The organism is Rhodococcus sp. NPDC059969 (assembly GCF_042738325.1).
In the GTDB taxonomy this organism is placed as follows: domain Bacteria; phylum Actinomycetota; class Actinomycetes; order Mycobacteriales; family Mycobacteriaceae; genus Rhodococcus_F.
This window is the reverse complement of sequence record NZ_JBHWUF010000004.1, coordinates 248,580-271,507: the sequence shown is the minus strand read 5'-3', so window position 1 is coordinate 271,507 and position 22,928 is coordinate 248,580. Positions and strand designations below refer to the sequence as shown.

22 protein-coding genes are annotated in these 22,928 nt (G+C 62.8%); 7 read left to right on the top strand and 15 right to left on the bottom strand.

What is annotated here, in order from left to right; translation table 11 throughout:
* Positions 1–48: 48 nt before the first annotated feature.
* Positions 49–1,380, top strand: coding sequence for an anaerobic C4-dicarboxylate transporter family protein (locus tag ACFWAD_RS15055; protein WP_378545000.1), 1,332 nt, complete (start codon positions 49–51; stop codon positions 1,378–1,380).
* Positions 1,381–1,394: 14 nt separating this feature from the next.
* On the opposite strand, the gene ACFWAD_RS15050 is transcribed toward ACFWAD_RS15055, so the two are convergent.
* Genes ACFWAD_RS15050 through ACFWAD_RS15040 form a run of 3 tightly spaced genes read right to left on the bottom strand, consistent with a single transcriptional unit; the run spans position 1,395 to position 4,143 of the window.
* Positions 1,395–2,486 carry an N-formylglutamate amidohydrolase gene (locus tag ACFWAD_RS15050; protein ID WP_378534148.1) on the bottom strand — a complete coding sequence of 364 codons (1,092 nt, stop codon included), beginning with the start codon at positions 2,484–2,486 and terminating at the stop codon, positions 1,395–1,397.
* 34 nt (positions 2,487–2,520) lie between these two features.
* Complete coding sequence (locus ACFWAD_RS15045; protein ID WP_378534577.1) at positions 2,521–3,519, bottom strand: acyl-CoA dehydrogenase family protein; 999 nt, start codon at positions 3,517–3,519, stop codon at positions 2,521–2,523.
* A gap of 60 nt (positions 3,520–3,579) precedes the next feature.
* Positions 3,580–4,143, bottom strand: coding sequence for a helix-turn-helix domain-containing protein (locus tag ACFWAD_RS15040; protein WP_007727247.1), 564 nt, complete (start codon positions 4,141–4,143; stop codon positions 3,580–3,582).
* A gap of 134 nt (positions 4,144–4,277) precedes the next feature.
* Between ACFWAD_RS15040 and ACFWAD_RS15035 the strand changes: the two genes are divergently transcribed.
* The 3 genes from ACFWAD_RS15035 to ACFWAD_RS15025 are packed head-to-tail and all read left to right on the top strand — an operon-like array spanning position 4,278 to position 7,496.
* On the top strand, positions 4,278–5,669 hold the full coding sequence (locus ACFWAD_RS15035) for a uracil-xanthine permease family protein (RefSeq protein WP_378544996.1): 1,392 nt from the start codon (positions 4,278–4,280) through the stop codon (positions 5,667–5,669).
* On the top strand, positions 5,650–6,714 hold the full coding sequence (locus tag ACFWAD_RS15030) for an isopenicillin N synthase family dioxygenase (RefSeq protein WP_378544993.1): 1,065 nt from the start codon (positions 5,650–5,652) through the stop codon (positions 6,712–6,714). The genes ACFWAD_RS15035 and ACFWAD_RS15030 overlap by 20 nt, the downstream gene beginning before the upstream one ends.
* Complete coding sequence (locus tag ACFWAD_RS15025) at positions 6,711–7,496, top strand: alpha/beta fold hydrolase (protein WP_378544990.1); 786 nt, start codon at positions 6,711–6,713, stop codon at positions 7,494–7,496. Before ACFWAD_RS15030 ends, ACFWAD_RS15025 begins: the two co-directional genes overlap by 4 nt.
* Here ACFWAD_RS15025 and ACFWAD_RS15020 read toward each other — a convergent pair.
* Both ACFWAD_RS15020 and ACFWAD_RS15015 read right to left on the bottom strand, forming a co-directional pair.
* Complete coding sequence (locus tag ACFWAD_RS15020; RefSeq protein ID WP_378544987.1) at positions 7,447–8,952, bottom strand: aldehyde dehydrogenase family protein; 1,506 nt, start codon at positions 8,950–8,952, stop codon at positions 7,447–7,449. The two genes, ACFWAD_RS15025 and ACFWAD_RS15020, sit on opposite strands and share 50 nt — an antisense overlap.
* A 33-nt stretch (positions 8,953–8,985) precedes the next feature.
* Positions 8,986–10,266 carry a 2-oxoadipate dioxygenase/decarboxylase family protein gene (locus ACFWAD_RS15015; RefSeq protein WP_378544984.1) on the bottom strand — a complete coding sequence of 427 codons (1,281 nt, stop codon included), beginning with the start codon at positions 10,264–10,266 and terminating at the stop codon, positions 8,986–8,988.
* Between the two features lie 30 nt (positions 10,267–10,296).
* Between ACFWAD_RS15015 and ACFWAD_RS15010 the strand changes: the two genes are divergently transcribed.
* On the top strand, positions 10,297–10,761 hold the full coding sequence (locus ACFWAD_RS15010) for an Lrp/AsnC family transcriptional regulator (RefSeq protein WP_003940830.1): 465 nt from the start codon (positions 10,297–10,299) through the stop codon (positions 10,759–10,761).
* 65 nt (positions 10,762–10,826) lie between these two features.
* The gene (gene lat, locus ACFWAD_RS15005) at positions 10,827–12,155 is read left to right on the top strand and encodes an L-lysine 6-transaminase (protein WP_378544981.1); all 1,329 of its coding nucleotides are present in this window, start codon (positions 10,827–10,829) and stop codon (positions 12,153–12,155) included.
* On the opposite strand, the gene ACFWAD_RS15000 is transcribed toward lat, so the two are convergent.
* Genes ACFWAD_RS15000 through uraD form a run of 6 tightly spaced genes read right to left on the bottom strand, consistent with a single transcriptional unit; the run spans position 12,152 to position 18,852 of the window.
* Positions 12,152–14,860, bottom strand: a complete 2,709-nt coding sequence (locus ACFWAD_RS15000) for a molybdopterin-dependent oxidoreductase (RefSeq protein WP_378544978.1) — start codon at positions 14,858–14,860, stop codon at positions 12,152–12,154. The two genes, lat and ACFWAD_RS15000, sit on opposite strands and share 4 nt — an antisense overlap.
* Positions 14,857–15,666: an FAD binding domain-containing protein gene (locus tag ACFWAD_RS14995; RefSeq protein WP_378544975.1), complete on the bottom strand. Its 810-nt coding sequence runs from the start codon at positions 15,664–15,666 to the stop codon at positions 14,857–14,859. The genes ACFWAD_RS15000 and ACFWAD_RS14995 overlap by 4 nt, the downstream gene beginning before the upstream one ends.
* 7 nt (positions 15,667–15,673) lie before the next feature.
* Positions 15,674–16,987, bottom strand: coding sequence for an 8-oxoguanine deaminase (locus ACFWAD_RS14990; protein ID WP_378545361.1), 1,314 nt, complete (start codon positions 16,985–16,987; stop codon positions 15,674–15,676).
* A 53-nt stretch (positions 16,988–17,040) separates the two neighbouring features.
* Positions 17,041–17,973, bottom strand: a complete 933-nt coding sequence (pucL, locus tag ACFWAD_RS14985) for a factor-independent urate hydroxylase (protein ID WP_378534573.1) — start codon at positions 17,971–17,973, stop codon at positions 17,041–17,043.
* Between the two features lie 34 nt (positions 17,974–18,007).
* Positions 18,008–18,337 (bottom strand): hydroxyisourate hydrolase, encoded by a 330-nt coding sequence (gene uraH, locus ACFWAD_RS14980; protein WP_378544972.1) that lies wholly within the window; start codon positions 18,335–18,337, stop codon positions 18,008–18,010.
* The gene (uraD, locus tag ACFWAD_RS14975; RefSeq protein ID WP_378544969.1) at positions 18,334–18,852 is read right to left on the bottom strand and encodes a 2-oxo-4-hydroxy-4-carboxy-5-ureidoimidazoline decarboxylase; all 519 of its coding nucleotides are present in this window, start codon (positions 18,850–18,852) and stop codon (positions 18,334–18,336) included. Before uraD ends, uraH begins: the two co-directional genes overlap by 4 nt.
* 130 nt (positions 18,853–18,982) lie before the next feature.
* Between uraD and ACFWAD_RS14970 the strand changes: the two genes are divergently transcribed.
* The gene (locus ACFWAD_RS14970) at positions 18,983–19,783 is read left to right on the top strand and encodes a tyrosine-protein phosphatase (protein ID WP_378544966.1); all 801 of its coding nucleotides are present in this window, start codon (positions 18,983–18,985) and stop codon (positions 19,781–19,783) included.
* Here ACFWAD_RS14970 and ACFWAD_RS14965 read toward each other — a convergent pair whose 3' ends face one another.
* From ACFWAD_RS14965 to ACFWAD_RS14950, 4 genes are all read right to left on the bottom strand, one after another.
* On the bottom strand, positions 19,784–20,146 hold the full coding sequence (locus tag ACFWAD_RS14965) for a VanZ family protein (RefSeq protein ID WP_378534119.1): 363 nt from the start codon (positions 20,144–20,146) through the stop codon (positions 19,784–19,786).
* Positions 20,143–20,493 (bottom strand): hypothetical protein, encoded by a 351-nt coding sequence (locus tag ACFWAD_RS14960; protein ID WP_378544964.1) that lies wholly within the window; start codon positions 20,491–20,493, stop codon positions 20,143–20,145. The genes ACFWAD_RS14965 and ACFWAD_RS14960 overlap by 4 nt, the downstream gene beginning before the upstream one ends.
* The gene (locus ACFWAD_RS14955) at positions 20,493–20,918 is read right to left on the bottom strand and encodes a DUF1707 domain-containing protein (RefSeq protein WP_378544961.1); all 426 of its coding nucleotides are present in this window, start codon (positions 20,916–20,918) and stop codon (positions 20,493–20,495) included. Before ACFWAD_RS14955 ends, ACFWAD_RS14960 begins: the two co-directional genes overlap by 1 nt.
* A 76-nt stretch (positions 20,919–20,994) precedes the next feature.
* On the bottom strand, positions 20,995–22,791 hold the full coding sequence (locus ACFWAD_RS14950; RefSeq protein ID WP_378534113.1) for an acetyl/propionyl/methylcrotonyl-CoA carboxylase subunit alpha: 1,797 nt from the start codon (positions 22,789–22,791) through the stop codon (positions 20,995–20,997).
* Positions 22,792–22,928 lie beyond the last annotated feature (137 nt).

The following is a 22,928-nucleotide window of genomic DNA, read 5'->3' as shown; positions in this document are numbered from 1 at the left end:
TTTGCCCTGTTATAGCGATTCTCTTGTTATCGAGAAGGCGAGTGCCTGATGGAAGCAGTCAAGATTGTCCTCGAGCTGGCGGTAGTGCTCGGGGCGATTGTCATGGGTACCAGATCGAGCGGTGTCGCTCTCGGTCTGTGGGGCGGCGCGGGTGTTGCCGTCCTCGTGTTCGTCTTCGGAGAGGACGTCGGCAGTCCGCCGGTCGACGCTCTACTCATCGTCCTGTCCGTCGTTCTCGCGTCGTCGATGATGCAAGCGGCCGGTGGTATCGACTGGATGGTCACCATCGCAGCCAAACTGATCGAATCCCGACCGAAACAGATCACGCTGATCGCGCCGTTGGTGTCGTTCCTGTTCTCGGTCGGTGCCGGTACGTCCAACATCCTCTACCCGCTGCTTCCCGTCATCTACGACGTCTCGTACAAGAACGGTGTGCGGCCGTCACGGCCGCTGTCGCTGTCAGTCGTCTCCACCGGCGTGGCGTTGGCGTGTAGCCCGGTGTCAGCGGCGATGGCGGCCATGGTCACGCTCACCGATGTCGCGCCCTACGATTTCGAACTCATCGACATCATCAAGATCACCTTCCCGGCGGCCGTGGTCGGCATCGTCCTCTCGTCCATCGCGGTCAACCGCCTGGGCAAGGACCTCGACGACGACCCGGAGATACAGGCGAAGTTGAAGTCGGGCGAGTTGGCGGGACCGGGTGCAGCGTCCAAGACCGAACTCGTCTCGACGAAGACCGGACGAAACGCGGCACTGATCTTCCTGGCCGGCGTTCTGGTCATCGTGATCTTCGGTCTGTTCAAGGGAATTCGCCCCGAGGCCGCCGACGGCACTCCGATGGGGATGACACCGATCATCGAGATGCTGATGTTCGTCGTGGGTACGTTGATCCTGTTGGTGTGCCGCCCGAATGTCGCCGACGTGCCGTCCTCGACAGTGTTCCGTGCCGGTATGGTCTCGGCCATCGCGTTGTTCGGTCTGGCATGGCTGACGGACACGTTCATCAGCGCCCATTCCGAGCTGATCACGAGCACTGTCGGCGACTGGGTCAACGCCGCGCCGTGGATCTTCGCGCTCGGTGTTTTCCTGGTCTGTGTACTGACGACCAGTCAGTCGACAGCGACCAGGACCATTGTGCCGATCGGTCTCGCAGCGGGGATCGCACCCGGCCTCGTGAGCGGCATGTGGGCCGGAGCGTTTGCCGGCGTCTATCTGTTGCCGACTAACGGTTCTCAGATCGCGGCTGCGAACTTCGACCTCTCCGGCAGCACGAAGCTCGGTTCCAAGCTTGTCGACCACTCGTTCTTCCTGCCGACCATCATCTTGGCCGTCACGACGATTGCGGCCGGCGCGTTGTTCGGAGTGGTACTCGGCTGAGTATTGCGGCTGAGTCAGCCGTTGCGGTAGTGGTCCCAGCTCGCCTTGCACGCGTGGGCGAGCTGGTCCACCCGCTCGGCATCGGGTGTCGGCCAGTCGACGCCGGGTTCCATGATGTAGGCAGCCAGTTCGTCTCCCAGTAGGAATTCTCGTTTGAATTCGGCCTGTACCGCACTCAACGTGATTCCTGCCTCGGCTGCGCGTGTATTCAACTCGGCGAATCTGGCTCCGGCCGCGATGATTTCGAAACTGCCGAGGTATGGCTGATTGAGCGCTACCGCGTCCGGATCGTCGACCTGAAATCCCTTGCGATGTGAGACCGCGAGTGCGCGAATGAGCTCCGGATCCATCGTGACGGGATTGTCTCCGCGTCGATTACCTTCGTGATCGCCACGATTGGAGAGCGCGACGACGTCGGGGAGTCGATCTGCTTCCGGCCGTTCGACATTGACGGCGCCGTCGCGGCGAGTGGTGTGGTTCATCGTGTCGTGGAACGACAACGTCGTGAACGAACGGCCGAGTTCGAAGCTCTTCTCGACCATGGTTTCGATCAGTGCGTCGCGAGTTCTCTCGTAGACGCCCAAACCGTGTTCGGCTGTCTCGGTGAAGGTCTCGGCGAGGTTCTTCCAGCCCGCGTCGTCGGTCGGCTCGAGCAGTAGTGGGTAGAACGAAAAGGTGACAGGGCGAACTGCGTCGACACCGGTGAGGTCCGCCTTGTTTCCCGCTCCGGCCTTGTGCACGCGGGCGAAGGCTTCGCGTAGTGACGCCTCCAGGTTTTCGGGCTTTGCACGGTTGGGATCACGAATCATGCGGGGGTGCGGGTTCTCCACGTACACGATGCGCGAATCGATTTCGGCCCAGCGGCGCACGATGGGACTGGTGGACATATCGGTGAAGTCGAACTGCAGTCGCTGGGTGAACTCGGGTGCGAGAAAGCGTGAGAGTTCTGCCGGAATCGCGGAACCCGAGTGTGGGCAACTGACAAGAAGGTCGGCTTCGGCGATGGCGTCGTCGAGACTGCGGGAGTCACGATCGGCATAGAACGTCAGGTCCTCCGGCGTGAACACGGTTCCGGCCGGGATGAGTACTGGTTCTCCACTGGTCATGATCCCCAGCGTAATCGAGCACGACCGTGCATACTCAATATCCGCTGAGTCGTTCCACAAGAGCAGTTTTGATCTCCGGTCGACCAGCCGCGACCAGAGTGAAGGTGGCTTCACGCATGAGCCGCTCGGGGGTGTTGCTGCCGACCAGGGCGCGGCTTCCGGTCGCAGTCACGAGTGCGGCCGACGCTCGTATCGCAAGTTCCGACGCTCGGGCGCGGGCGGCTGACATGTCGCCTCGATCGCGCAAAGCGGAATCAAGTTCTGTGCGAGCCCTGGCGGCTTGTTCTTCGAAAGCGCCGGCGTCGACGCCGAGATCCGCAAGTTCGGTAACAGCGCGGCGGGTGATGCCCATGGCCATCGCGCCGTTCAGCCATAGGCCGGGTAGCTGGGTGCTCTGGAATTGTTCGTCGCTGACGACGGAACAGACGTCGGTATCGGGGATTTCGAAAGCGTCGAACACGATTCGGACGGTGTTGCTCCCGCGCGCCGCGATCAGGGGAAGCTCCTCGGTCGTCAGGCCCGGGGCTTCGCCAACCGGTACAACGGAATGAACGATGGAATTGTCGAACTCGTCCCGCGCCGACACCAAGAGAACATCGACGATGCCCCAACCGGTGACGAAGGGTGCGATTCCGTCGAGGACGTAGCCGTCGTTCACCCGTTTCGCCCACAGGAGCGGCGGGCGGGGGATGGCGCCGGCATACGCAACTCCGCCGCGAATCGTGCCGGAAACGAGGCCGTCCCAGTATTGTTCGCGCAGAGACATATTGGGACTGGCTGCGAGGGCTCCGACGACGCCGTGATGCTGCATCCAGGTGAACGTCGTCGCGAGGCAACCGCCACACAAGGTTTCGAGGACGTCGACCAGTTCTTCGCCGCTGGGGCCACCGTCCCCGAGGGCAGCGATGCCGTAGAAGCCGTCGGCGGCGAGCGCGTCGAAATGGCTGCTGGGGATTTCTCCGTCGGCGTCGACGCTGTCGGCGACGGGAAACAGAACGGTGTCGGCGATTTCGCGCGCAAGTTCCGGCCACATGGTCACGCTGTCAGGGTAAGCCGTGAGCGGGGGTTGTGGTGTGGAACTACAGCCGCGCATCTAGAACGAGGGAGGTGAGCTCACGATGAGGAATCTCGCGACCGCATCGGTGCGATTGAACCACCGGTGCGGGATGGTCGAGGTGTAGAGGAGGGTGTCGCCGACGTGAAGAACGTGATGCTCGTCCAGTCCAACCTCGACCTCGACAGATCCCTCGAGAACATGAATGAACTCTTCGCCGGCGTGCTCGGTGTGCTCACCTGCCTCGGAATGAGGTGCTGCCGTGATCTCGTTGGGTTCCATGGTCCGTGAGCCGGTGGAGCAGAATCGAATCACCGAATCGTGTGCCAGTTCGAAGGTTCGCCCCTCGCCGGCGCGGACGAGGCTGGACGGAGTTCGCTCACCCTGTGCCAAGAGTGCGTGCGCCGTGGTGCCGAGCGATTGCGCGAGGCGATGAAGGTTCATGACACTGGGTACTGCGTGGCCGTTTTCGGTCTGGCTCAGGAAGGGCTGCGACAAGCCCGACTTCACGGCAACCTCGCGCAACGTCAGTCCGGCTTCTTTTCGCGCCGTCCGCACGGCAGCCCCGATTGCGGTCGCTATCGCCTTCTGGTCGTCGTCCATGTGCCGAAGATAGCAGTGCTCTGGTGAAAGTTTTGATTACACAGACGAAACAAATTCGACCACGGTAAGAAATTATCGACGTGCTGAATAGTCCCGTACACGAAACACTTCCAGCTTCGGACGGAGATCGGCGCATGGCCATCCATCCTGTCGACCAGCGGCTCCCCATTGCCCGCCAGTCTGCTTTTGCTCTTCAGCACGTCCTCATCATGTACACCGGCTGCATCACGGTTCCGCTGGTTTTCGGTGCCGCCGTAGGGCTGGACCGCAGCACAGTCGCGATGCTGATCAGCGCGGACTTACTCGTTGCAGGCATCATCACGATCATTCAGAGCCTGGGCGTCGGGAAGGTCGCCGGTGTCCGGCTGCCGATCGTCTGCGGGGCGACGTTTGCCGGGCTGACGCCGATGATTCTGATCGCCAAGGAGTACGGCCTGCAGGCTGTGTACGGGTCCATGCTGGTCGGTGGCGTGGTCGGCATCGCCTTGGCCGTCCCGTTCGCCAAGATCGTCCGATACTTCCCACCCCTGGTCACCGGCGTCGTCCTCACAGTCATCGGCATCTCGTTGATCGGTGTCGCGGGAGGACTGATCGTCGGAAACGACCCGACCTCCCCGTCGTTCGCCGATCCGAAGAATCTGGCGCTGGCTGCCGCAGTCGTTGTGGTCGCGGTGGCGTTCATCTGCCTCGGTCGCGGGATGTGGACGCAACTCGGTGTACTGATGGCACTGGTGATCGGTACCGTGATCGCCATCCCGATGGGTCTGATCGATCTGAGTGGCGTCGGCGGCTCGGCCTGGGTGGGCTTCCCGATGCCGTTCCACTTCGGCGCTCCGGAGTTTCCCGTCACCGCCGTGGTGGCGATGAGTATCGTCATGGCAGTCGTCTTCGCCGAATCGACGGCCAGCATGCTCGCCGTCAGCGAGATCACCGGAAAGCCTTTGAAGAAAGCAGATCTCGCACGAGGGCTGGTGGCCGACGGTATGTCGGGAGTTCTGGGCGGGATCTTCAACGCGTTTGTCGACACCGTCTTCTCACAGAATGTCGGCGCCGTTGCCACTACCCGGGTGTACAGCCGGTACGTGACCGCTACCAGCGGCGCCATTTTGATCGTCCTCGGTCTGATCCCGCGAATGGGTGAAGTGGTTGCCGCCCTTCCTGATCCGGTGGTCGGCGGCGTGGGAATCATCTTGTTCTCGACGGTCGCGGTCGTCGGAATCAATACACTGCGCAAGGTCGACCTCAGCGACCCGATCAACACCACGATCGCCGCCGTATCCGTGGGGATCGGTATCTTGCCGGAATTTGCGGAGGGCATGTTCGAGCGCTTCCCGTCCTCGGCCCAGATCCTCCTCGGTAGCGGCATCACCTTGGCTGCGGCCTCGGCTTTTTCGCTCAATCTACTGTTCAACCACACCAGGCTCGGTGAACTCGCCAGGCGATCACGCGAGAGCCTCCACTCCACTGCACATACTGAACCCGCTACCAGCTCTGCAGGAGACGCCAGTGCCATCGTCACAGTCTGAAATTTTCGAAGTTCCCGTCGTCGACATCTCGCCTTACGTGCTCGGAGGCGCCGACGAGGACAGGGCGCGAGTGGCTGTCGAAGTCGACCATGCCTGTCGGGCTGTAGGTTTCATGCAGATTCGGGGCCACGGTGTTCCGGCCGCTGTTTCTTCCGGCCTCGCCGAAGCGATGGACGACTTCTTCCGGTTGCCGATGGAGACGAAGTCGGGCTACCGAATCGAGGGCGCGAATCGTGGGTACAGCCCGCCCAAGAGCGAGTCGCTGAGCCTGAGTCTCGGCGTCGAATCCGAGACTCGGATGAACGACTTCTTCGAGGCGTTCAACGTAGGAACCGAAGCTCGATTGTTTACCGAACTCGAACTCTCGGAGGAGGATTACGGAATCAACCTGTGGCCCGCTGTTCGCGGATTCAGGGAGCGCGTAGAGGACTACTACGCCCACGGCGTGCGGGTGGCACACACACTGACCACCATATTCGAAGATGCGCTGGGTCTGGCCCCGGGATTCTTCGAGTCGATCACCGACCATTCCATCGACGTACTGCGGATGAACAACTACGCATTGCCGCAGGGGACGGTGACATTGGACGGCGAGTTGAAGGGAATGGGGGAACACACCGATTTCGGGCTGGTCACCGTGTTGTGGGCGGATCAGGTCGAGGGTTTGCAAGTGCTCGGGAGCGACCGACGCTGGCACGACGTCTGGCCGGAAGACGATGCGCTGTTGGTCAACCTCGGGGATCTCACCGCCCGACTGACCAACGATCGGTGGATGTCCACTCTGCACCGGGTCGCGCCGCCGGTGGTGAACGGCACCATCAAGCGTCGGCGATCCGCGGCCTTTTTTCACGACGGAAACGTCGACGCGGTCATTGCGACTCTGCCGAGTTTTCAGGACGACTCAGGCTTGGAATACGAACCCATCACCGTTCGCGATCACATCAAGGCCAAACTGGCCGGGTCGAGGCAGGGAAGGTCCAATACCGCCGCAGTTCGTGAGGCGGCTCGGGTGCTTGCGGCGGCAGAGTTCGAGGTCAAGCAGTGAGCGCTCGGAACATCTTGTTGATACACGGCGCCTGGGCAGGTGGTTGGGTCTGGGAGCGTGTGTGTGGCCCTTTGAAGACCGCCGGTTTCGATCCTGTCGTGGTGGAGCTTCCCGGCACGGGGAGTTGGAACCCCGACGACGTGATCGATCTTGCCGCTGTTACCGAACATGTTGTGGCAGTGGTCGAGTCATTGGACGGGCCGGCAGTCCTGGTCGGCCACTCGGGCGGCGGCATCGTGGCCTCACAGGTGGCCGAGCGGATACCTTCGCAAGTAACGGGTCTCGTGTATGTCGCAGGGATGATGCTGCCGTCGCAGATGGATTTCGGAACGCTTTGTGCAGAAGTCGGTTTGGCAAGTCCGGTCGGAATCTCGCGTTGGCTGGTTCCCGTCGGCGACGGCGACGCAACGGCAGTTCCGCCGGAAGCCGGTGCCGCCGTGTTCTTCCACGAAGCGCCGGTCGCCGATGCGATCGGTGCAGCGCGCATGCTGGTCCCACAATTGGAGTCCGCCCGCCTGATGGCCCCGGTCTGGACCGAAGAGCGGTTCGGAACCGTGCCGAGGCGCTATGTCGAGTGCACCCTGGATCGAACCGTGCCGATCGAGGCTCAACGTGCCATGCAGAGACTTGTCCCCGGCGCCCAGGTGGTCAGCCTGGACACCGATCACGCACCGCAGTTGTCGGCGCTCCCGGAGCTGATCGACGCGATCACCGATTTCGCCCAGCAGGCGTTCAGCCGAACTCGACGCCTTGAGCCAGCGGCAGTTGGTCCGAGTAGTTGACGGTATTGGTGGCTCGGCGCATGTAGGCCTTCCACGAATCCGAACCCGACTCGCGACCGCCACCGGTCTCCTTCTCCCCGCCGAAAGCGCCGCCGATCTCCGCACCCGACGTTCCGATGTTCACGTTCGCGATACCGCAATCGGAGCCGTCGGCGGCGAGAAAACGCTCGGCTTCACGCTGATCGAGTGTGAAGATCGAGGATGAAAGTCCCTGAGGTACACCGTTGTGCAGCGTGATGGCCTCGTCGAAATCGGCGTATGTCAAGACGTAGAGAATGGGTGCAAACGTCTCCGCCCGTACCACCTCGGTCTGTGCGGGCATACGAACGAGAGCGGGCGTCACGTAGAACCCGGAATCGCCGACGCGGTCGCCGCCGCACACCACGGTGCCGCCGTCGGCGCGCGCGGCCGAGAGGGACTTCTGCATCGCTTCGAACGCAGCCTCGTTGATCAGCGGCCCGACCAGAACACCGGAATCGAAGGGACTGCCGACCCCTAGCTGGGCGTACGCGGCCGCAACGCGCTCGACGATATGATCGGCGATCGACTCGTGCACGATGAGCCGACGAAGTGAGGTGCAGCGCTGCCCCGCAGTTCCGGCGGCGGAGAACACGATTCCGCGTACGGCAAGCTCGAGATCTGCCGACGGTGTGACGACTGCGGCGTTGTTGCCACCCAACTCGAGGAGGCTTCGCCCGAAGCGTTCGGCGACCCGCGGAGCCACGGCGCGGCCCATTCGCACGGAACCGGTGGCGCTGACCAAGGCCACCAGTGGGTTGTCCACCAAGGCCTCACCGACATCGCGTCCGCCGATGATCAACTGGTGCACGTCGATCGGTGCATCACAGTCGGCGAGGGCGCGTCGTAGGAGGGCGTCACATGCCAGTGCAGTCAGCGGCGTGGTCTCCGAAGGCTTCCAGACGACGGCGTCGCCGCACACGAGAGCGATGGCGGTATTCCAGGACCACACCGCGACGGGAAAGTTGAACGCGGAGATGACTCCGACAACGCCGAGAGGGTGCCACGTTTCCGTCAACCGGTGTCCGGGACGCTCGGACGGCATGGTGCGTCCGTAGAGCTGCCGGGAGAGACCGACGGCGAACTCGCAGATGTCGATCATCTCCTGTACCTCGCCGAGAGCCTCCGAGGTGACTTTGCCTGCTTCGAGGGTCACGATCTCCGCGAGGTCCTCCTTGTGCTCGGTAAGAAGGCTGCCCAGCCGGCGCACGACCGCGCCGCGCGCCGGAGCGGGGACGGTGCGCCAGGTGAGGAACGCGCGATGCGCCGCGTCGACGGCGTCGTCGACTTCTCTAGCGGAGTGCTGCCGAACGGTACGCAGTTGCGTACCGGTGATCGGGGTATGTGCGCTCAGGTCGCCGGTGGGCCACTCGACACCGCACGCGGCAAGGGCGCTTTCGGCGCGATCGGCGAGGCTCGAAGAATCAGGCAGGTTCACTGGGGAGTCCTCTGTTGTTGTAGGCGGCAGTGGTTATGGGCGGCTGTGGTTGTAGGCGGGAGAAAGCGCGGCACGTGACGCCTCTTGTTGTGCGTGGTACAGCTCGAACGGATCTTCGATGGTGCGGTCGATGGCGCCCTCCAATCGATCCTGCCCGTATTCGGCGCCGGGCGCATCGGAAACGAATCCGGTCACCGAATCGAGATTGGATGCGAAGATGCCGGCCGCGGAGGCCGGTAGGAAGTCCTCGTAGACGATGGGATCGCGGACGAGCGTCGATCCTTCGTTTCGGTACGTGAAGTAGGCCAACCCCGCCGCATCGAGCCCGTCTTCGGAGTGCGGAAATTCCCTGTCCCAGTGTGCATCCTCCGGCCTGGTGATCAGTCGGTCGTAGATCTCTCGACCGCTGCGGGTCAATGCGATACCGCGGGCCTCCACCTCACCGAATCTGACGCGGACCGGTTCTGTGGTGATCGATCCGTCCGGCCGGCGGAAGCGCCTGTCTTCGGCCAATGCGCGAAACGACGTCTGCCGCAGAAGCAGTGGCGGTCCACTCCATCTCGGCGGGCCTTGAGTGCGGTCGATCATGGTGATGCCGCGCTCGGTCATTCGGCGGTACAACTCGTCGATGTCGAGTACCCGCGGGGTGAGGTGATTGACATGTGTCGAGCCCTGCCCCGCAATGTCTGCAGCGACCGGTGAGATCGCGGCAAGTTCGCGGTACCAGGCCGCGTCGATGGGGTCGGTGCCGAGCCGAAACGCGGAGGTCGCCGCGTCGACGAAGTGTGTCGCCTCGGGCTCTGGCAGGCCGCCCTCGCGGCTCGATTGCCGTGCCCATTGAAGAAGTTCGGGAGAGAACAGGGTGCGGCGACGCAGAAACGCAGTGATCCGACGCTCGAGGTCGGAGTCGAAGAACCTGGAATCGGAGATGGTCAGTACCGAGGTGAAAACGCGAAACGGGTTCCGGGCGAGTTCGGCGGGATCGGTCGGACGAAATGCTGTCGAGACAACAGGAATAGGGGAGTCCGTGAGCCGGAGGTCGTAGTAGCCGACCGGAAACATACCGAATCCGCCGAAGACGATGGCCACGTCACGCAGTTCGTCGAGGGTGCCCAGCCTGATGGCCCCGTGACGCTCGGCACTGACCCGCGCGAGAGTGCCCAGACGCTCCGCAGAATCCGGATGTGCCGCGGCAAAGTTACGGTTCACCTGCAGCGTTACGTCAACCAGCGTGTTGTAAGCGGGGACCTCCTCGCCGTACATCCGTGCAAGTGTCGCAGCGAACCGTGCACGTAGCTCCCAGGTTTCAACCATACGAATGTCCGATTGCGTTAGCCTGCGCAGGTGCGAGAAACAGAAACCAGTGACGTTGCCGGTGTTCCGGTCGACGAAACCGATCGTCTTTTGATGCGCGAATTGGTCTTGGACGGGCGTGCCACTCTCGCGAGTCTTGCTGAGAAGGCTGGACTCTCGATCTCCGCAGTCCAGTCGAGAGTGCGTCGTTTGGAATCTCGCAAGGTGATTCGTGGGTACTCGGCGAAGATCGATCCGGAGGCACTCGGTCACAATTTGTCCGCATTTGTCGCCATCACTCCTCTCGATCCTTCGCAGCCCGACGATGCGCCTGCTCGCTTGCGTCATCTGCCGGCGGTCGTCTCGTGTCACTCGGTAGCCGGGAGTGAAAGCTACGTCCTCCTGGTCCGGGTGGCGTCACCTCGGGCGTTGGAGCGATTGCTGCAGGAGATCCGTACGGCAGCCAACGTCAACACACGAAGCACCATCATCCTACAAACTTTTTACGACGAATGACGGGTGTTCAGTAACTTTTACGGTCTTCTATCGACACTTTCGTAAAATTGACATAATCTTCGCGTATGAGTACTGCGATGCGAGACTTCGGTGACAGTGCGCTCTTTCCGGTCTACGAGGTGTTGAAGGCCAGCATCCTCGTCGACGGATTCGATCTGATTCTCGACGTCGAAGGGTCGAGGGGTTCCTATCTCCGCGACCTGCGGGACGGAACCGAGTTTCTGGACATGTTCGGTTTCTTCGGCTCTTCCGCCCTGGGGATGAATCACCCGGCGATCACAGGCGACGAGGAGTTCCAGCGGGAGTTGGCCGTCGTGGCCTCCAACAAGCCGAGTAATTCCGACATCTACACCGAACCCATGGCGCGCTTCGTTGCGGCTTTCGCTCGCGTCCTGGGGGATTCGGCACTTCCACACTTGTTCTTCGTCGACGGCGGAGCCCTTGCGGTGGAAAATGCGCTCAAGGTTGCCTTCGACTGGAAGAGTCGGTTGAACGAAAGTCGTGGATTGTCAGGAGATCTGGGGACGAAGGTCCTGCATCTGAGCGAGGCTTTTCACGGCCGCAGTGGATATACGATGTCGCTCACCAACACCGAACCGGGCAAGGTTGCGAGATTCCCCAAGTTCGACTGGCCACGTATCGACTCGCCGTACCTGGCAGACGGCCGCGATGTCGAAGCTGCCGAGAGGCAAGCTCTGGGGCAAGCGCGCCGAGCTTTTGCCGACAACCCCGACGACATCGCCTGTTTCATCGCCGAACCGATCCAGGGTGAGGGCGGCGACCATCACCTCAGACCGGAATTTCTGCAGGCGATGCAGGAGTTGTGCCACGAAAACGACGCCCTCTTCATTCTCGACGAGGTGCAAACCGGGTGCGGAATCACCGGAACTGCCTGGGCTTACCAACAATTGGGTCTGCATCCGGATGTGGTGGCTTTCGGCAAGAAAACGCAGGTGTGCGGCATCATGGCTGGTGGTCGCGTGGATGAGGTGCGCGACAACGTGTTTCACGTCAGTTCCCGGATCAATTCGACGTGGGGTGGCAACCTCACTGACATGGTTCGTGCCCGGCGAATACTCGAAGTCATCGAGCAGGACCGACTGATCGACCGGGCGCGATTCACGGGTGCGCATCTCCTTGCCCGGTTGACCGAAGTCTGCGAACAGTACGCGGCGGCGACGGAGCCGCGAGGTCGTGGGCTGATGTGCGCGATCACGTTGGCAGACAGCGACCTTCGCGATCGCGTCGTGCAGCGACTACGAGAAGACGAGCACGTGATGATTCTGCCCACCGGGAAGAGGGGAATCCGATTCCGGCCCGCGTTGACCGTGACCACCGGAGAGCTGGACGACGCAGTCGATGCAGTCGAGCGCGTACTTGCTCGCGAGACTTAGGGTCTCTGCATCTCGCCCCACACCCGGTCCGGTGTCATCGGAGTGGAGTACATCCGAACTCCACACGCATTCGCGATTGCGTTTGCCAACGCCGGTGCCACCGGATTGAAGGGTGCTTCACTCATCGATTTTGCGCCGAAAGGCCCCAGCTTGTCGTACGTGTCCGCAAACAGTACTTCGGTGATCGGCAGATCCCCGATCTGTGGAACGTGGTAATTGCGCAGCTGCGGATTGATCACCCGGCCTTCCTCGATGACGATTTCCTCCGACAGTGCAGCGCCCAGGGCTTGTCCCACACCACCTTCCACCTGCCCTCGGAGCTGGGCCGGGTTCATGACGGTTCCGGCGTCGGCGGCCTGAACGGACTGTAGAATTTTCACCCGGCCGGTGTACGTGTCGACGGCGACGCGAAAACCGTGGACGTTGAAGGAGACCGAGCGGGGTGTTCCGTCGTGACGGCCGTCCGCGGTGAGCGGGCCGCCTTCGAGCAGTGTCGGGAAATCGATGCAACCGAGCGAGGATTCGACCCCGTTCGGCGAAAGATCGCGGACCTGCGCTCCGTGCCCGCTCACTCGTACAGCGCGGGTCAGTATCCGCTCACGGAGGCGTTCGCAGGCGATCAGGAGAGCCTTTCCGGCAACTACCGTTCCCGTCGACCCGAACGCTCCGGTGTCGTATCCACCGGCGTCGGTGTCGGATTGAACAATCCTGATGCGATCCACTGTCGTCCGCAATTCCGTGGCAGCGATCTGTTGATGAACCGTGGTGGTTCCGTTGCCGAACTCGGCGGTCCCGATGTTCACGACGTACCGACCGTCGGCCTCGAGTGTGACGGAGGTGTCGGAGAAGTGACCGCGCGGCGGAATCGTCGCAATCATCGCAATCGCCATGCCCTGGCCGGTCTTCCAACGGGACCCGGTCGGTGCCTGTTCTCCGCGTCCGCTCGAGAGCGCACCGTCGACGAGGTCGATGCACTGGTCCAGCCCGTAGCTGCCGAACTCGAGATCGCCGTCTTCGATGTGCCAGTCGACGAAGTCGTCTCCAGGCAGGACGACGTTGCGCCGCCGAAAATCGAAGGGGTCCATGCCGAGACGCTCCGCGAGCTGATCCATGGCCGACTCGACGGCGAAGATGATCTGACCGAGTCCATAACCACGGAAGGCCCCGGACGGAACGTTGTTCGTGTAAACCGCCTCGGCGTCGACGCGTTTTGTCGCAGCGCGATAGACCGCCATGGATTCGGCGCAACCGTGGAACATGACTCCGATCGAATGGTTCCCGTACGCCCCGGCGTCGGAAAGGACGTCGATGGCGAGCGCGGTGAGGGTGCCGTCGGCGTCGGCGCCGGCACGTACCGAGACCCGCATCGGGTGCCGCGACGGTGCGAGGGTGAACTGATCGCTTCGACTGAACTCGTAGGTCACGGGTCTGCCGGTTCGCAGGACGGCCAGTGCGACCAGATCCTCGGTGAGTAGTTCCTGCTTCCCGCCGAAACCTCCGCCCACCCGCTTGGCGAACACGCGGATGCGGCTGCGGTCGAGGTCGAAGATGTGGGCCAACTCGTCCCGAACCAGGAACGGCACCTGCGTGCTACTTCTGATGACGAGGCGGTCATCCTCGTCGAGCCATCCCACTGCGCCGTGGGTTTCCAATGCCACGTGCTGGACCCGTGCGGTTTGCCAGGTGCCCTCGACGACGGCAGCCGCATCCTGCAGCGCGCGATCCAGGTCACCGACACCATCGTGAAGTGCTGCAACCACATTGCGGGAGGCCGCGGCGATCCGGGAACTCTCGTCCTTGTCACCGTGCAGGAGCGGAGCGCCGGGGGAGCGCGCACGGTCGGGTTCGAAAACCGCGTCGACGACCTCGTAATCCACCTCGATCAGGGCGAGGGCACGCCAAGCCTGCTCAGGGGTTTCGGCGATGACCGCGGCGACGCGTTGGCCGCGGAAACGGAGAGTGCGATCGAACACCCGTGTGTCGTCGGGATCGTCGTTGCGGTCCTCGTGCCGAGCAGTCGAGAACAACACGTCCGGACTGTCACGGAAGGTGAGTACCGTCACGACGCCTGGCGCCGCTTCGGCTGCTGCCGTGTCGATCCCGGTGATGTGCGCGTGTGCGTGCGGACTCCCGAGCACCGCGGTGTGAAGCAAGCCGTTCGGCATCTCGCCCGGGGCGAAGTCCATCGTGAACTGCTCGGTACCCGTGACGATTCGAGTGGAAGCCGGCGCGGCGATCGAACGGCCTTGGGCCGAGCCCAACGCGGCCGTCTCCGTGTTCGCAGTACCCGCCAGGGCGTCACGAATCGATCTGTACCCAGTGCAGCGGCACAGGTTGCCCTTCATCGAGCAGGTGAGATCGGTCTTCTGCTCCGGAGACAGTGCCGATGCCGTGACCACCATTCCTGCTGTGCAGAAACCACATTGGAAGCCGCCCGCATCCACGAAGGCCTGTTGAGTGGGATGCAGACTCTCCGGTGTACCGAGACCGGCTGCGGTGACGATCTCGCGGCCGTCGACGCGATGGGCTGGAAAGATGCACGAGTGGGTCGGGTGCCCGTCCACGAGCACCGAGCACGCCCCACAGTCCCCGGCGTCGCACCCCTTCTTGACGGAGTTCGTTCCATGCTCGCGGAGGAGGGTTCTCAGGCACTGCCCAGGGCGGGGTTGGTCGTCGCGGGGAACTCCGTCCACCGAGTACTTCATTCCAGTTCACCTCGGATTTCTTCGGCGAGGAGCGCAGCCATCGCCTGCCGCCATGGCGCAGTTCCATGAACATCGGTGAAGTAGGCGTCTTCCGGAATCCTGATGCGCAACGCATTCGCGAGTGCAGCGGTGTCGGGGAGCTTGTCGAATTTCAGAGCGTACGGACGCCGGGTGGCAGCGGTGACCGCCAGGGTGAAACCGTCGACGCCGCACCGGCCGGCCACGGCGACGGCCGAGCGCCCGAGCGACGTCTGCGCCAGTTTCCGCATCGCGGTACGTGCGGTCAGTGCATGTGCGGGAATCCGGATACTGCGGATGATCTCGCCGGGGCCGAGGACGTTTCGAGAATCGTCGATGACGAATTCGACTACGGGTAACGAGTATTCGGTTCCGTCCGGGCGCCAGATCGTCAGATCGGCATCGAGGGCAGTGCACAGCGTCGTCATGGCGCCGGCCGGGAAGGACAGTGCGATGTTACCGCCGACTGTCGCGTATCGCAGCACTTTCCACGATGCGAGCAATGCGTCGGCGCACTGCCGGAAGAGCGGTGCGGCGGTCCACGACGCGGGTAGTTCGGCGCGGCAGAGTTCCTCGATGGTGCAGGTGGCCGCGATCTCGATACCGTGATCGCTGACCTCGACGGCTTCCCAGTCGAGGCCCGACAGGTCGACGAGCGTGGTCAGGTGTGGCTGCGGTTCCGAGTAGAGCCAGGTGCCACCGCCGATGAACCCGATTCCGGGTGATGCGCAGGGGATCTCGGCTCGGCTTCGCGGCACCAGTACTTCGTCGACACTGTGCAGATCCATCGCGCCGTCACGCCTTTCCGAGGAGGTCGCGGTGTGCTCGTGCGACATCCGAGGCCACGACATCCTCGTCGACGGTGGTGACTCGGCCGTCGGCAATGACGATTCGACCGTTCACGAGCAGTAACTTCAACGGGGGAGTCGAGCCGAGTACGAGCGCCGCCACCGGATCGGTGATGCCGGCATGGGCGACGGTGTCGAGCTTCCACACCGCCAGGTCGGCAAGCTTCCCGACCTCGATCGATCCGATCTCGCTCTCTCGGCCCAGAACTCGTGCGCCGCCGACAGTGCCAAGTTCCAATGCTTTTCGCACGGTCATCGCCTGCGGGCCGCCCTTGGCACGAGCGAACAGAAGTGCGTGACGCGACTCCTCGATCAGGCTGCACGCTTCGTTGCTCGCCGCACCGTCCACACCGAGGCCCACGGTGACCTCGCCGTTCACCAGATCCACGGCACGGGCAATACCGGCTCCCAGTCGCGCATTGGAGGTCGGGCAGTGCGCCGCCGCAGTTCCGGTTCGCGCCATCGTCTCGATACCGGCGTCGTCGAGATGGACTGCGTGTGCGTACCAGACGTCCGGGCCCACCCAGCCGACGCGTTCCATGTATTCGACAGGTGTGCAACCGAAGAGCTCTTTGCAGAAGCTTTCCTCGTCCAACGTCTCGGCCAGATGCGTGTGCATCCGAACACCTGCTTCACGCGCCAGCGTCGCGGACTCGCGGAGTAACGACTCCGTCACAGAGAAGGGTGAGCAGGGTGCAACCGCGATCTGCAGCATCGATCCGGGACTCGGGTCGTGCCAGCGATCGACGACGGCCTGCGTTCCGGTCAGGATGTCATCGAGGTTCTCCACGACGTGATCCGGTGGTAGACCGCCGGAACTCTGGCCGAGATCCATCGACCCACGGCACGGATGGAATCGGAGACCGACCTGTGCGGCAGCATTGATCTCGGCCTCGAAAACGTCCCCGGCATCGCGGGGAACGACGTAGTGGTGGTCGGTGGTGGTCGTGCACCCGGTCTTTGCCAGCCAGGTGAGCCCGCCCGTGGCCGCCACGTGTACGGCGTCGGCGTCGATACCCGCCCAGACGGGGTACAGGGTGGTCAGCCACTCGAAAAGCGTCGAGTCCGCGGCCAGGCCTCGGGTGATCCATTGGTAGAGATGATGATGTGTGTTGACCAGACCCGGCGTGATCAGGCAACCACTCCCGTCGACCACCTGCGCACCCGGGTATTCGGGTGGCTTTCCGGCGCCGACGTCGATGATCTTGTTGCCCGAGATCACCACATAGCCGTCGGAGTACTCGGAGCGGTCACCGTCCATCGTGACCACATGGGCGCCTGCGACGACGAGTGTTGCCCCTGGGGCTGATTCGGTCACGACAACCAACCGGCATAGGTGGTCCAGGACGGTCCCGCGTCCGGCGCGTCGGATCGGCTGACCGCAGCTTGGATCAGCCCGTAGGGACGATCCGCAGCGTGGAACACCTCGTTGTCGTTCTCCACACCGAAGCGGCCGAGTGCATATTCGAAATGATGCTTGTTGGGTGCCGAGAGTCGAACCTCCGCAATGATCGGGAATTCCTCGAGAATTGCCTTACCGATGTGGAAGAGCGTCTGCTGCAGGGCAAGTGAATGTACCTGTGCGAACTGTTTGACGATCTGTGCCTTGATGCCCACGTAGACCGATTCCCAATCGACGTCGGTGGTGACGAAGCGCCACTGGGCGACCAACGTCGTTGCCATGACCCGGTCGTCGGTCGGCTCGAGAACCGTGTACGGATCTTCGAGAAAACCCGAGAACTCACTACCGGTCGATTTGAGGATCACCAGGTCCTTCAAGCCGCCGATCACCCATGTCCCGGTATCGGAGATGGTGATCGACGCCGTTCGAACTTCCTGACCCTTCCGGATCCAGGTGTAGTCGTGCTCGCTCCCGTCGACAACCGCACGCTCCCAGGCATATTCCTCGATCTCGATCCGTGCGCCACTGACTGGTTCGATGTCGTCGACGAAATGACGGGCGAGTTCGAGTCCGTACGTCTCGATCGAGATCAGACCCTTTTCCTTGGCATAGGAATAGGCCGTTTGCTTCTGCGTGTCGGTCGGCAGAACTTTCGACTGATCGCCGGTGAGGTACGCGTCGGCGAAATCTCCACGCAGGCAGGTGGAGACGTTGATGTCGTGGATCTCGTGACGAGGAGTATCGCGATAGATTCGGACTACCCGATTTTCCGCTTTGCCGTACTGGTGGCCCGAGAGTTCGATGGATCCGCTCAACCGGTCGGTGTTCGTACTGCCAGTCGTCATGTTGCCGGTTGTGATGTTTTCGGTAGTCACGTGTTCAGCTCCCGCGATAGGTGGAATAAGCAAAGGGCGACAGCAACAATGGGACGTGATAGCCCCGTGCGGTGTCGTCCACCCGGAAGGTCACTGTCACTTCCGGGTAGAAGTTCTCTTGTCCGTTGGTCTCGAAATACGTTCCGGTGTCGAAAGTCAGGGTGTAGTGACCGGCGGTCAGGCCGCCCGGAGCAAGTTCGGGGATGCGGCCGTCGGAATCGGTCTCGGCAGTGGTGATCGTGGTGCCGCCTCGATCACGAAGTTCGACGCGAATCCCCGCCGCGGGATTGCCCGTCGTCGCGTCGAGAACGTGCGTGCTCAGGGACTTGCTCATGCTGCGCCTCCGGCGAGTGAATCGATCAGACGGGCAAGTCTGATCCGATTGATGGCGGCCAATTCGGTTCGAAGCACGGAACGCTCGGTCGCCGGGTCGTTTCGGAGACGACCTCGAAGGATGTCGAGGAGCTCCGTTCCAGATTTCCCCGACGCGCAGACCAGGTAAACATGGCCGAATTTGTCCTCGTACTCGGCGTTCTTCTGCCGAAGTTCCGCGAGTTCGTCTTCTGTCGCGGACGAAACGCCTGACTGTTCCCGGGTCGAGGACGCGCTCTCGCTTCGCTCACCGATTCGTGGGTGGCCGGACAGAGCGTCGTCGATCTCGGACTCGGCAAGCTCGGCCAGCACCGCATCTGCTTTGTCGAACAGAGCTTCCAGATCGGTGAACGGGCGAGACGAGGCGATTTCCTGTGCCCATACGGCGGAATGGCAACACTCGAGCAGCGCCGCGACTGCCTGGTGGTCACCGAGCGCATCGAAGGCTCCGAGACCACTGGAATTCGTTGTAGGCATGTCCACAGGATTACTTGAGCATGTTACGGATCTGTAGCGCAGCAATTACGGGAGATGATGTGTCTCGATCTTGTTTCTCCGGCCACCCTTTTCCTAATCACGCTATCTGGCGACCGATACATTCATAGGTATGACCGATACTCCGAACTTGTCTTCCGTCGTACCGTCACTGGCGAACCTTCGAGACATCGGTGGCCCCGAATCGAGCTTCGGTGGCACCGTTCGCACCGGGAGCGTGTTTCGTTCCACGGACCTGGCGTCGCTCAGTGCGGAGGGCGCACAGACCCTCGCCGATCTGGGAATCGTCACGATCTACGATCTGCGCACCGAATCCGAACGTGAGACGGCGCCGGACCTGACACCGGACGGTATCCGGGAACTCGGCCTGGACGTGTTGGCGGACAAGCAGTATCGCGCCATTCCAGCTCAGATGCAGCAGATGATCGCCGACCCGGCATTCGCTGCCGAAGCGTTGGGGAGCGGCCAGGCACTCGAATACTTCCAGGGAAGTTACCGCGATTTCGTGACCTTGCCGAGTGCAGTCGCGTCGTACCGGCAACTGTTCGTCGACTTGGCGCAGCCGTCCAGTTCGCCGGCACTAGTTCACTGCACCACGGGCAAGGATCGCACGGGTTGGGCAGCGGCCGCGCTATTGCTGTTCCTGGGTGCCTCCGAGGACGCGGTCTTCGCAGACTACCTCGAAACCAACAAGATTCTATTGCCGATGTTCGCGCCACTCCTCGAACGATTCGAGGCGAAGGGTATCGACCCCACCCTGCTCGAAGGTGTCCTCGGTGTCAGGCGCGAGTACCTGGAGGCGTCGATGGCAGAGCTTGCGCAGGTCCACGGATCGATCGAGGCCTACTTCACCGACGGCTTGAAGATCGACGCGTCGACCCAGGAACAATTGCGGAGCAACCTGCTCAGCTGATCAGGACCTGCTCGGCTCGTCGTCGCGGGCGCTTCGACGCCGCATCACGAGGCTGACGATACCGATTCCGATGGCAATGCCGAGCAGGTCGGCGGTGCCGTCCCAGATCGAACCCGAACGCGAAATGGGCAGCGCTGCTTGAAGAACCTCCGATGTCGCGGCAAAGATCACCAACCACACCGCCGTGAGCCACGCCGGGATCCGGGCGTGCAGCGAGGTGATCGCCAACACCGCGAACATCAACGTGTGGGTGATCTTGTCGGTGTTCTCCGGGCTCGACGGCACGGTGGAGCCCGGAGAGAACAGCATGATCAGAGCAATGACCACGGCTATCGCCAGCGGCCAGTATCGGCTGTTCTTCAATTCGTCTGCCCCTCGACGACAACGAGTCCGAGTGCACCTTCCGCGAACCTCGTGACGGCCTCGGCAGCTGTCGCGAGTGCCTCGGTGTGCCCGTCGCGGGCCCAGCCGGTGAGAAGGGCAGTGGAGTCGAGAGGCGTCAGAACGACCTCGGCGAGGAGCTCACCGGTGTTGGGTTGGCAGACGGCCCAGGAGTAGACGCTGTTTTCGTGCCACTGAACGCTCCGCTGACTCACGTACTCGGGGTTGGTGATACCGCCGTCGGCAAGCGCTGGGCGGTCGTCCACACGCTCGTCTGCGCGCAACGCCCGCAGATACCAGCCACCTGCGTTGATCTCGATCGGCTCCATCAGTCGGAGCCCCGCTCGCGGCGGCGCTTGGCTTTGCGTTCCCTGTCGGTGCCGAACAGCAGCGCACCGGCAAGGGGAATGGCGAGGAACCACAACCAGGTACCGGTGACGAAGAACAGGATCACCGCGAGAATCGGGATGACGGCCATGATCCGTCCGGACCAGTCGGGGTTGAACCCTCGCTCCGCCGGTGCGTAGGGAGGCGTCACCATCGACAGGGGAGCTGTGCCGGGGGCTTGATAGTTGCCCGGTAGATCGGCGAACACCGGCACGAGTTCACTGCGAGTTGTTGCGGCACTGACGATTCCGCTTCTCTCGTCGAATTCCGTGACGGTGAGGCGCCCTGCAGCGAAGTGCTCGCTCAGGAGATCGAGTGCCTGCTCGCGTTCTGCAGTGCCGATGCGAATGTCGGGGACGTCAGCCATCGTTACAGCCTACTCAAACGACTGTGCGCCTTTCCGGTAGTGGGGACTACCGGAAAGGCGCACGGGGCAGGAGGCCTTACTTCAGTTCAGCGAGAACCGTTCCCTGCGTGATTGCTGCACCCGGCTCGACGGACAGTCCGGTGACGACACCGGCCTTGTGCGCGTTGACGGGGTTTTCCATCTTCATCGCTTCGAGAACCGCGATCAGATCGCCTTCGGCGACTTCCTGGCCTTCGGTCACTGCGACCTTGACGACGGTGCCCTGCATCGGAGCGGTGACAGCGTCACCCGATGCTGCACCTCCGCCGGCGCCGCCGCGCTTGCGCGCCTTCGGCTTCTTGCGGATAGCACCGGAGGCAGCGCCGCCGCCGTTGCCGAGCGAGAACTGACCCGGGAGAGAAACCTCGACGCGACGTCCACCGACCTCGACGACGACGTTCTGACGCGGCAGAGCCTCGTCCTCGTCGTCCGCGGGAGCACCGGAACCGGCGTACGGTTCGATGGGGTTTTCCCAGTCGGTTTCGATCCACTTGGTGTAGATGTCGAACTTCTCGCCGTCACCGACGAATGCCGGGTTCTCGACGATGTGGCGGTGGAACGGGAGGACGGTCGCGAGGCCGTCGATCTCGAACTCGGCCAGGGCGCGCGAAGCCCGCTGGAGGGCTTCTTCACGCGTGGCTCCGGTGACGATGAGCTTGGCGAGCATGGAGTCGAACTGTCCGCCGATGACGTCGCCGGCGACAACACCGGAATCGACGCGAACGCCGGGGCCCGTGGGCTCGCGGTAGACGGAGACCGGGCCGGGGGCAGGCATGAAGCCGCGTCCGGCGTCTTCACCGTTGATGCGGAACTCGAAGGAGTGTCCACGCGGGGTGGGATCTTCCTTGATGGAGAGTTCTTCGCCGTTGGCGATGAGGAACTGCTGACGCACGAGGTCGATGCCCGCGGTCTCTTCCGTGACGGGGTGCTCGACCTGGAGGCGGGTGTTGACCTCGAGGAAGGAGATGGTGTCGCCCTGAACCAGGTACTCGACCGTTCCGGCGCCGTAGTAGCCGGCTTCCTTGCAGATGGCCTTCGCGGACGCGTGGATGCGTGCGCGCTGGTCGTCCGTCAGGAAGGGGGCCGGAGCCTCTTCGACGAGCTTCTGGAAGCGACGCTGCAGCGAGCAGTCGCGGGTACCGGCGACGACGACGTTGCCGTGCTGGTCGGCGATGACCTGAGCTTCGACGTGGCGGGCCTTGTCGAGGTACTGCTCGACGAAGCACTCGCCGCGACCGAAGGCTGCGATGGCCTCACGGGTTGCCGACTCGAACAGTTCGGGGATTTCCTCGATGGTCTGGGCGACCTTCATGCCGCGTCCACCGCCACCGAAGGCAGCCTTGATCGCAACCGGGACGCCGTATTCCTTGGCGAATGCGACGACCTCGTCGGCGCCCTTGACGGGATCTTTGGTGCCGGCCGCCATCGGTGCCTTCGCACGCTCCGCGATGTGGCGAGCGGTGACCTTGTCGCCAAGGTCGCGGATGGACTGCGGCGAGGGACCGATCCAGATCAGGTTCGCGTCGATGACGGCCTGGGCGAAGTCGGCGTTCTCGGAGAGGAAACCGTAGCCGGGGTGGATGGCGTCGGCGCCGGACTTCTTGGCTGCGTCGAGGATCTTGTCGAACACGAGGTAGGACTCGGCGGACGTCTGTCCACCGAGGGCGAATGCCTCGTCTGCGAGCTTCACGAACTGCGCTTCTGCATCGGGCTCGGCGTAGACGGCAACGCTGCCGTAGCCGGCATCCTTGGCCGCCCGGATGACCCGTACCGCGATTTCACCGCGGTTCGCGACAAGCACCTTCGTAATGTGCGCGCTGGCATGACTGGGCACTGAGCCTCCTGTGGTTCGCATAGTCTGTCTCCGCGGTGTATTCCTCTGGGATTTCACCATCGGGGGATTGGCATCACTTCGGAGTGTATGCATCGCTTCGGGGCTGGTTGTAACCGGATCGCTAAAGCCCACTCCGG

Excerpts from the sequence above, each read along its gene's own strand:
- ACFWAD_RS15055 (WP_378545000.1), top strand. The coding sequence starts at position 49 with ATGGAAGCAGTCAAGATTGTCCTCGAGCTGGCGGTAGTGCTCGGGGCG.
- ACFWAD_RS15050 (WP_378534148.1), bottom strand. The coding sequence starts at position 2,486 with ATGACCAGTGGAGAACCAGTACTCATCCCGGCCGGAACCGTGTTCACG.
- ACFWAD_RS15045 (WP_378534577.1), bottom strand. The coding sequence starts at position 3,519 with ATGTGGCCGGAACTTGCGCGCGAAATCGCCGACACCGTTCTGTTTCCC.
- ACFWAD_RS15040 (WP_007727247.1), bottom strand. The coding sequence starts at position 4,143 with ATGGACGACGACCAGAAGGCGATAGCGACCGCAATCGGGGCTGCCGTG.
- ACFWAD_RS15035 (WP_378544996.1), top strand. The coding sequence starts at position 4,278 with ATGGCCATCCATCCTGTCGACCAGCGGCTCCCCATTGCCCGCCAGTCT.
- ACFWAD_RS15015 (WP_378544984.1), bottom strand. The coding sequence starts at position 10,266 with ATGGTTGAAACCTGGGAGCTACGTGCACGGTTCGCTGCGACACTTGCA.
- lat (WP_378544981.1), top strand. The coding sequence starts at position 10,827 with ATGAGTACTGCGATGCGAGACTTCGGTGACAGTGCGCTCTTTCCGGTC.
- ACFWAD_RS15000 (WP_378544978.1), bottom strand. The coding sequence starts at position 14,860 with ATGAAGTACTCGGTGGACGGAGTTCCCCGCGACGACCAACCCCGCCCT.
- ACFWAD_RS14995 (WP_378544975.1), bottom strand. The coding sequence starts at position 15,666 with ATGGATCTGCACAGTGTCGACGAAGTACTGGTGCCGCGAAGCCGAGCC.
- ACFWAD_RS14990 (WP_378545361.1), bottom strand. The coding sequence starts at position 16,987 with ATGGACGGTGACCGCTCCGAGTACTCCGACGGCTATGTGGTGATCTCG.
- pucL (WP_378534573.1), bottom strand. The coding sequence starts at position 17,973 with ATGACGACTGGCAGTACGAACACCGACCGGTTGAGCGGATCCATCGAA.
- uraH (WP_378544972.1), bottom strand. The coding sequence starts at position 18,337 with ATGAGCAAGTCCCTGAGCACGCACGTTCTCGACGCGACGACGGGCAAT.
- uraD (WP_378544969.1), bottom strand. The coding sequence starts at position 18,852 with ATGCCTACAACGAATTCCAGTGGTCTCGGAGCCTTCGATGCGCTCGGT.
- ACFWAD_RS14970 (WP_378544966.1), top strand. The coding sequence starts at position 18,983 with ATGACCGATACTCCGAACTTGTCTTCCGTCGTACCGTCACTGGCGAAC.
- ACFWAD_RS14960 (WP_378544964.1), bottom strand. The coding sequence starts at position 20,493 with ATGGAGCCGATCGAGATCAACGCAGGTGGCTGGTATCTGCGGGCGTTG.
- ACFWAD_RS14955 (WP_378544961.1), bottom strand. The coding sequence starts at position 20,918 with ATGGCTGACGTCCCCGACATTCGCATCGGCACTGCAGAACGCGAGCAG.